The sequence below is a fragment of the Streptomyces sp. NPDC058045 genome, assembly GCF_042885635.1.
In the GTDB taxonomy this organism is placed as follows: Bacteria; Actinomycetota; Actinomycetes; order Streptomycetales; family Streptomycetaceae; genus Streptomyces.
On sequence record NZ_JBHVRR010000005.1, the window covers coordinates 1 to 9,089 of the forward strand.

1 protein-coding gene is annotated in these 9,089 nt (G+C 73.5%); it reads right to left on the reverse strand.

What is annotated here, in order from left to right:
- Positions 1-9,059 (reverse strand): SDR family NAD(P)-dependent oxidoreductase (locus tag ACFVST_RS04930; protein ID WP_390146951.1); only part of this gene is annotated, 9,059 nt, incomplete at its 3' end.
- Positions 9,060-9,089: the final 30 nt, after the last annotated feature.

Sequence of the window (9,089 nt, forward strand, 5' to 3'; positions counted from 1 at the left end):
CCCGGCACCATCCCATCCGCACGCCGATCAAACGCCCGCGTCACCCCCTCCGCCGACAACATCCCCGCACCCACCATCGCGTCATAACTACCGGGGAAGGAGAGGATGTTGGCGCCCGCGACAATGGCCGTGTCGCAGTCCCCGTAGCGGAGACTCAGGCAGGCCTCGTGCAGGGCCACCAGGCCCGAAGAGCACGAGGTGTTGATCGCCATACTCGGACCGGACAGGTTCAGGAAATACGCCAGCCTCGACGCCAGAATCGAGGTGGTGTTCGCGGTGATGCTCTCTGATTCGTCGACCAGGAAGCGGTAGTCGCTCTCCTCCACTCCGACGAAGACACCGACCCGGTCGCCCGCCACGGCGGGGTCGCCGTATCCGGCGTCCTCCAGGGCGTGCCACATCTCCTGGAGCAGCAACCGCTGCCGCGGGTCCATCAGTTCGGCCTCGCGCGGCGAGATCTCGAAGAACAGCGGGTCGAACTCCGCCACCCCCGGCATCTCCCCCATCGGGCGCTGCGGGCCCCAGGCCGGGGAACGCTCGGCGGACACCTCGCCCACCACACTGCGGCCCTCGGCCAGGATGTCCCACAGCTCACCGACAGTGCGGGCGCCGGGGAAGCGGCCGCTCATCCCCACGATGCCGATCGGCTCCGAAGCCGTCGCAGCGGCCAGGGGCTGACGGGTGAGGGGCGCGGCGCGCTTCACCCGGCGCCGCTTGGACGGCGCCTTCGGTACGGCCACCGCTCCGGCGGAGCCGCCCTCCTGGTAGAACGCGGCCAGCAACTCCCCGTAGGCGTCCAGCAGATGGGCGTTCAGGCCCACCAGCGTGGGGTGGCTGAAGAACACGTCGGGGGTCAGCTCGATGCCCAGCCGCTCGCCCAGCACGCCCGCGTACTCGACCAGGCTGATCGAGTCGAAGCCGTAGTCCTGGAGGTTGACGCCGTCCTCGACCCGGTCCAGGGGCAGCTTCAGCAACTGCGAGACGGCGTCCTTCAGTTCCCACTCCAGGCACTCCGCGATCGACCAGCCGGCCATCTCGGCCCGCCGGCCCGGCCCCGCGGCCACCTCGGCCGCGCCCTCCGCCGGTACCGGGGCAGAGCTCTCCTCCTCCTCGGCGGCGGACTCCCACATGAGGCCCCGCACCCGCAGCAGTACGGTGCCGTCCTCGGCGCAGACCACCACGTCCTGCTCGGAGTCCCGGCCCTCCACCACGGCCCAGGCGGGCGCACCGGCACCGGAGGGCGCGAACACCACCTCGCGGGCCGTGGTCAGCCTCAACTCCGGTGCCACACAGCTCTCCAGGGCCGACACCAGTGCCAGCAGCGGGTCCCCGGTGATGTCCAGCTCGACCACGCCGCTCTGGGCGTCCCGGTCCAGCCGCTCCGGCTCGCCGGTGGCGGCGATCAGGGCGACGGTGCCCTCGGCGGTGACCAACTCCGCGTCGTCCGCGGCCGCCGGTTCACCCTCGGCGGTGCCGGACTGCTCGATATGCACGGTCCACTCGGCGTCGCCGGTCCTGGCAGGCCGCAGCGACACATGCACCACCTGCCCGTCCTGGCCCGACGGGGGCCCGTCATGCCAGGCGACATCGGAGAGCCGCACCAACTGCGCACCCTCCTCCGCCCCCGGTACGGCCCGCAGCGCCGCGGCCCGCGCCATCTCCAACTGTGCTGCGGGGGACGGAGTTTGGGCCAGGCGGGAGGTGAAGCGCTGGTTCGCCAGGTCGGAGGTGTTCTCATGCAGCAACGGGTGCAGCCGGCCCGCTCCGGTGGGGGCCGCGGGCGTGCTGTCGAGGGCCGGGAGCCAGTAGGACTCCTCCGCGAACGGGTAGCCCGGCAGGCTGATCCGCCCCGGGGTGTCCCCGTCGCGGTACAGACTCCGCCAGTCGACCGCGGTCCCGGCGACCCAGGCGGCCACCAGCTCACCCAGGTCCCGCCGCCCGTCCGACGCGGCGTCCCCGGTACGGACCGCGGTGGCGTCGACCCGGCCCACGGCCACCCCGTGGTCCGCGCCGGAGCCCTCCAGGAACGAGTTCAGCCCCTGCTCGACCTCCGCCAGACTGGACGCGACGAACGCCATCCGGTGCGGCATCGACTCGCGGCCCACCTGGAGGGTGTAGCCGATGGACGCCAGGTCGGCCTCCTGGTACCGGCCCGAGCCCAGGGCGGTCAGCAGGCGCTCGGCGGCGACCCACAGCCGTTCACCGGTCTTCGCCGAGAGCAGGATCGCGGTCGGCCCGGCGGGCACGTTCCGCGCGGGGCCGCTGGGGAGGTGCTCCGCCACGATCAGATGCGCGTTGGAGCCGCCCGCCCCGAACGAGGAGAGCCCCGCGACCAGCGGCAGTTCCCTGGTCCGGCCGTCGGTCTCCACCACCGGCCGGCGCCACTCGGCCGTGGTCCGCTGCACCCGGAACGGGGTGGACTCGAAGTCGATGTACGGGTTGAGCACCTCGGAGTGCAGGGACGGCACCAGGGTGCCGTGCCGCATCTGGAGCAGGATCTTCGTCAGGCCCGCGATACCGGCGGCGGCCTCCGCGTGCCCGATGTTGGACTTCACCGAGCCGATGGCACACGGCTGCTCGCCGGTCACCCCGTCGAAGGCCTGGCTGAGTCCGCGGATCTCGATGGGGTCGCCGAGCTTGGTGCCGGTGCCGTGCGCCTCGACGTAGGTCACGGTCTGCGGGTCGGTCTCGGCCTGCCGCAGGGCCGCCTCGATGACACCGCCCTGCGCGTTGGGGTTGGGCACCGTGTACCCGTTGGTGCGGCCCCCGTGGTTGACGGCCGCGCCGCGGATCACCCCGTAGATGTGGTCGCCGTCGCGCACCGCCCGGTCCAGGGACTTCAGCAGGACCGCGCCGACGCCCTCGGCCGGCACATAGCCCTCGCCGTCCTCACCGAAGGACACACAGCGGCCGGTCGGGGAGATGAACTGCCCCTGGGAGAGCAGCAGATACTTGTTGGGGTGCAGGGAGAGGTTGACGCCGCCCGCGACGGCCACCTCGCTCTCCCCGCGCCGGATGCTCTCACAGGCCTGCTTGACCGCGGTCAGCGAGGACGAGCACATGGTGTCGACGGCGATCGACGGGCCGTGCAGATTCAGGTGGTACGACACCCGGTTCGCCATGGACGAGAAGTTGCCCGCGGTGGCCAGCGGAACACCGGCCGCCTGCTGGTCCACACCGAGCAACTGGTAGTCGGCGGTCATCACTCCGACGAAGACACCCGCCGAGCCGAGGGCGCCGTCCCGCGCCCCTTCACCGCGCTCCAGATCCCTGGGGGTGTATCCGGCGTCCTCGATGGCCGCGTAGGCGCACTGGAGGAACAGGCGCTCCTGCGGGTCCATCAACTCGGCCTCACGGGGCGCGATGTTGAAGAACATCGGGTCGAAGCGGTCCACCCCGTCCAGCCAGCCGCCCCAGCCGCAGGTGATGGCCTCGGCGAAGGTGCTCCTGTCCCACCGTCCGGCCGGGGTCTCGGTGACGCAGTCCCGGCCCTGGACGAGGTTCCGCCAGAAGGCGTCCAGGTCGGCGGCCTGCGGGTAGCGGCCCGCCACACCCACGACGGCGATGTCCAGGGGGCCGCCGGTGGACGGCGCCGGGTGGCGGTTGCGCCCGCGGCGGCTGACGGCCTGCTCCACCAGGACGGGGGCGGCGGGCGCGGGGGCCTGCTTCCGCTCCACGGGCGCCGCGGTGGCACCGAGTATCCGGGCCAGGGCCGCGGAGTGCGATGTCCGCAGGTATCCGCCGAGTTCGCCGACCGTCTGGTATTCAAAGAACAGAGTCTTGGGCAGGGTGCCCAGGTCCTCCTCCAGCACATCGGTGAGCGCCAGCACCGTGATGGAGTCGATCCCGTACTGCTCCAGGGGCGCGTCACGGTCGATGCTCTCGGCCGGGATCCGCATCTCCCGCGCCATCAGCTCGATCAGATAGGTGTGGACGGCGTCCTGGTCGAGCGCCGGGGCCGCCGGCTGCTCCTCTGCTGCGGGCGCGGGGTCGGGGGCGGTGGCGCCGGTGAGGCGGTCCACGGTGTCGGTGAGCCGCGCCGGGTCGCGCAGCGCCAGGCACAGGGTGTGCGGGGTGCCGGCGTCGAGGGCGTCGTAGAACGCGGCGAGCCCTTCGGCGCGCGGGATCGGCACCAGGCCGGAGTCGGCCTCCATCCGGGCCACGGCCTGCGGGTCGACGGTCATCCCGCCGTCGCTCCACAGGGACCAGTCCACGGAGAGGGTGCGGCCGTGCCGGTCCCCGGCCCGCACCTGCTCCTGGCGGTGCACGGCGAAGTGGTCCATGAAGGAGTTGGCCAGGGCGTAGTCGGCCTGGCCCGCGTTGCCGAGGCTGCCCGAGGTGGACGCGAAGCACACCAGGAAGTCGAGCTCCAGCGCGGCGGTGGCCCGGTCGAGGTGGACCAGTCCGTCGGCCTTGGGCGCCAGGACCTCGCGGATGTCCTCGGCGCTCTTGCGGATGATGTAGTCGTCGCGGAGAACCCCGGCGCAGTGCAGGATGCCGAGCGGGCCGTCCCCGGCGCCGGTGAGGTCGTTCACCAGCTCGGTCACGGCGTCCGCGTCGGTGACGTCGAGCTGGCGGTAGGCGACGCGGGATCCGGCGCCGTCCCCGGTGAGGCCGGCCAGGGCGGCGTCCACCCGGGCGTCGCGGGCGCTGCGGCCGGTGAGGACGAGTCGGGCGTCCGGGGCGTGGCGGACGATCTCCTGGGCGAAGAGCAGCCCGAGGCCGCCCGCGCCACCGGTGATCAGATAGGTGCCGTCGGCCCGCCACGGCAGGGTGCCGGCGGCCCGGTCGGCGAGGGGGGTGTGCGGCAGCGGCCGCCACTCCGGGAGCAGCCGGCGGTCCCCGGCGTAGCGGACCTCGGCGGCCGGGTGCGGGGAGTCCGCCTCGGCGTCGAGCAGGGCGGCGACCGGTGCGGGCAGCGGCTCGTCCGCGGTGAACTGCTCGTCGACGGCGATGAGTTGGGCGACGAGCTGCGGGTTCTCGCGGTGGGCGCTCTTGAGCAGGCCGCTGAGCCCGGCGTACACATGGCGGTCGGTGCCGCCGGGGACGAGGACCTGGAGCAGGACCTCGTGGGCGGGCTTGCCGCGCAGGATGCGCCGCACCTCGGTGAAGAGCTGCTCGGCGGCGGCGGTGAAGCGCTCCGCGGCGCCCTCGCCGGTGGTGGCGATGACGGTGACGTCCGGGGTACCGGCGAAGGTCCCGGCGGCGGGGGCGGTGCCGGTGTCGCAGAGGACCACCTCGCGGGTGGGCCAGTCGCGGGGGGCGGCCCCGTCGGGCAGTGCGCGCTCGGCCCACTCCTGCCCCAGCAGCCCGGCCGTGGCGGGGGTTTCGGCGGGGGCGTCGGGGCCCAGGGCGAGACCGGTGAAGCGGGCGGCGACCCGGCCGGACTCCTCGCAGAGGTCCAGGTCGAAGCGGTGCTCCTCGCCGCCGGGCGCGGAGGTGCGCCGTACCACGGCCCAGGTGGCGGGCGCGGCGCCGAAGATCTCCGCCTGGGCCAGCTCGGCCGGCACCCCGGCGGCGGTCCCGATCGACGGGTCGCTCTCGGCGGCGGCGCGCAGCGCGTCGTCCAACGCCCCGAAGGGCAGCACCACTTGGTCGTGCTCCGCGGGCTGCGGCAGGCGCGCCACCACCAGTGCGGGGTCCTGGCGGGCCTGCTCGCGCAGCGCCGCCAGATCGGCCTGGGGTGCCTCCGGGGCGGGCACCAGCCGGGTCGCGTCGCCCTGGCAGTGGACGGTGGTGTGGCTGGGGTCGGCGGTGCCGTCACCGGAGAAGATCTCGAAGCCGATGTCGCCGCCGCGTTCCGGCAGGACGGCCACATGCAGATCGATGGTGCGGCCGGTGGCGCGGACCGGGCGCAGCCAGCGCACGGTGTGCAGCCGCACTCCGGCGGTGTCGGACTCGTTCTCCCGGGTCGCCTGGTGCACGGCCTCGCGGGCCATCTCCAGGTGCGCCGCGGCGGGCAGCCGCCGGTCGCCGTCCGCACCGACGAGGAGTTCGTCCGCGGGCAGCAGTACGGAGCTGTAGCGCTGCTCGGTCAGGCTGGAGGTGTTCCGCTGCACCAGGGGGTGCGTCGGCTCGGTGCCCGCGCCGGTGCCGCGTCCGCGGGACGCCACCGGGGCCGAGGGCCAGTGCCGCTGCCGGGCGAACGGGTACGAGGGGAGGGCGACCAGGGCGGGCACCTGCTCGAACAGGGCCTCGCCGCGCAGGTCGTAGCCCTGGCAGTAGAAGTCGGCCAGCGCCAGCAGCAGTTCCTGGTAGCGCTGGTCGTCCTGGCGGCGGCGCGGGGCGTCCTCCAGCAGGTCGCCGACGAGGCTGTGCGGGGTGAAGTCCCGGGTCACGGTGCCCTGGTAGACCTTGCGGGGCTTCTCGCCGCGCGCCGCCTCCCGCAGCAGCCGTACCGCGTCGCCGAGGTCCCGCGCGACCACGGCGCAGCGGTGGGCGAAGTGGTGCCGTCCGGCCATCAGGGTGTGGCTGACCGAGGCCAGGTATCCGGCGCCGGCGTCGTCCGCCGCCTCCAGGTGGTCGGCCAGCGCGGTCAGGGCCTCGGTGAGGGCCTTGGCGGTCTTGGCGGAGATCGGCAGCAGGTAGGAGAGGGCGGCGGGCTGCCGGTCCAACTGCTCCCGCTCGGCGCGGGCGGTGGTGCCGGCCTCCAGCACCACATGGGCGTTGGTGCCGGACATGCCGAACGCGCTGACGGCGCCCCGCGCGGGCTGCGGGCCCTGCGGCCAGGCGCGCCGCTGCCGGTTGACGAAGAACGGGCTGTCCTGCCAGCGGATGTAGTCGCTGGGGCGTTCGCAGTTGATGCTCGGCGGGATCGTCTCGTGCCGCATGGCCATCGCCAGCGTCATCACACTGACCAGCCCGGAGGCGGCCTGGGTGTGCCCGATGTTGGGCTTCACGGAGGTCAGGGCGCAGAACTCGCGGCGTTCGGTCGCCGAACCGAACGCCTCCGCGAGGGCGTTGATCTCGATCGGGTCGCCGAGCCGGGTGCCGGTGCCGTGGGTGACGATGTACTCCAGGGTCTCCGGGGAGACTCCGGCGCGCTCGTAGACCTGCCGCAGCAGGCGGCTCTGGGCGGCGCCGCTGGGGGCGGTGATGCCGTTGGTCTTGCCGTCGTAGTTGACACCGCTGCCGAGGACGGTGGCGTAGATCCGCTGGCCGTCGCGTTCGGCGGCGCCGCGCTTGCGCAGGACCAGGACGGCGACGGCCTCGCCGGGCACCATGCCGCCGGCGCGCTCGTCGAAGGCGCGGCAGACGCCCTCCGGGGAGAGCATCCCGGCGGTGAGCATCGCGTCGTAACTGCGGGGGTCGGCAAGGATGTTGGCGCCGGCGACGATCGCGGTGTCGCAGTCGCCGTAGCGCAGGCTGAGGCAGGCCTCGTGGAGGGCGACCAGGCCGGAGGAGCAGGTGGTGTTGATGGCCATGCTGGGCCCGGCCAGGTTGAGGAAGTAGGCCAGGCGGGAGGCGAGGATCGCGTTGCTGTTGGCGGTGACTCCGGCGTCGTCGCCCACCAGGTCGCGGAAGTCGCCCTCCTCCACGCCGACGAAGATGCCGACGCGGCTGTCGGTGAGGCGGCGGGAGCCGATCCCGGCGTCCTCCAGGGCGTGCCACATCTCCTGGAGCAGGAGGCGCTGGCGGGGGTCCATGGTCTCGGCCTCGCGGCCGGAGATCTCGAAGAACAGCGGGTCGAACTCGGCCAGTCCGGGCAGGGCGCCCATCCGCCGGTCGCCGCCCCAGGCGGGGCCGCGGTCGGCCGGTACCTCGCCGACCACGCACTCGCCCTCGGCCAGCAGGTGCCACAGCTCGTCCACGGTACGGGCGCCGGGGAAGCGGCCGCTCATGCCGATGATCGCCACCGGCTCGGCGGCGTTGCCGGTCTCCTCCTCGGTACCGGCCGGCTCGGCCTTCGCGGGGGCGCTCATCCGCAGCAGGCGTCGGCGGGGGCCGGTGCCGTCCTGCCCGGCGCGGGAGGTGGCGCGCTGCCCGGGGCTCGGGACGGGGCGGGCGGCGGCGCGCGGCGGTACGGCCGCCTTGCCCTCCTGGTAGAAGGCGTCCAGCAACTCCCGGTGGGCGCCCAGCAGATGACCGCTGAGGCTCTCCAGCGTCGGGTGGCTGAAGAAGACGTCGGGGGTCAGCTCGATGTCCATCCGCTCACCGAGCACACCGGCGAACTCGACCAGGCTGATGGAGTCGAAGCCGTAGTCCTGGAGGTTGGCGCCCTCGTCCAGCTTGGACACCGGGAGCTTCAGCAACTGCGAGACGGCGTCCTTCAGTTCCCACTCCAGGCACTCCGCCACGGACCAGCCCGCCATCTCGACCCGGCGTCCCGGTCCGGGCTCCACGGCCGCGGTACCACCAGAGGCGGTGTCCGTGCCCGAGGCGCCGCCCCGGGGCTGCGGCGAGGTGGCCTGCTCCTCGGCGGACACCCGCAGCCCGCGGAAGGCGACCAGGCTGATGCCCTGCTCGTCCACCAGGTCGACGGTGAGGGTGGCCTCCCGGCGCCCCGACGGGTCGGGCACGATCTCCACGGCGCCCCGGACCGCCGCATACCGGGCGAGTCCCGCGTAGGTCACCTCGTCGGCGCTGAGCAGCGCCACCTCGCGTTCACCCCAACCACGGTCCCGGGCGACGGCGTTGAGGCAGCGGGCGAACTGGCCGGGGACCACCACGGCGTCGTTGGAGCGGTCCGCCTCGCCGAGATCCACCAGCAGCGAGCCGGGCCGGTCGGCGGTCCCGTAGGCGCGGACGTCCACCCGGTCGGGCTTGGCCTTGGGCAGTACGGCGACACCGCCGCCGCTGCCCGCCTCGTCGTTGGCGTCGGCGATCACCGCCCACTCGTCGCCGTCCCCACCGGGGTACAGGTCGACATGGACCTGCTGCCCGGGGCCGACCACCACCGGCTCGCCCCACACCACGTTCGTGATCCGGACGACGGGCCCGGCGTCGCCGGTGAACTCCCCCTGTTCCTCGGCCGCGAGGATCACCGCGGCACGCACCATCTCCAACTGAGCGGCACCGGGCAGAACTTTGGCACGCGAGGTGTCCATGGCGTTGAACATGTGGATCTCTTCCTTCTGCGTAAGGTGCCG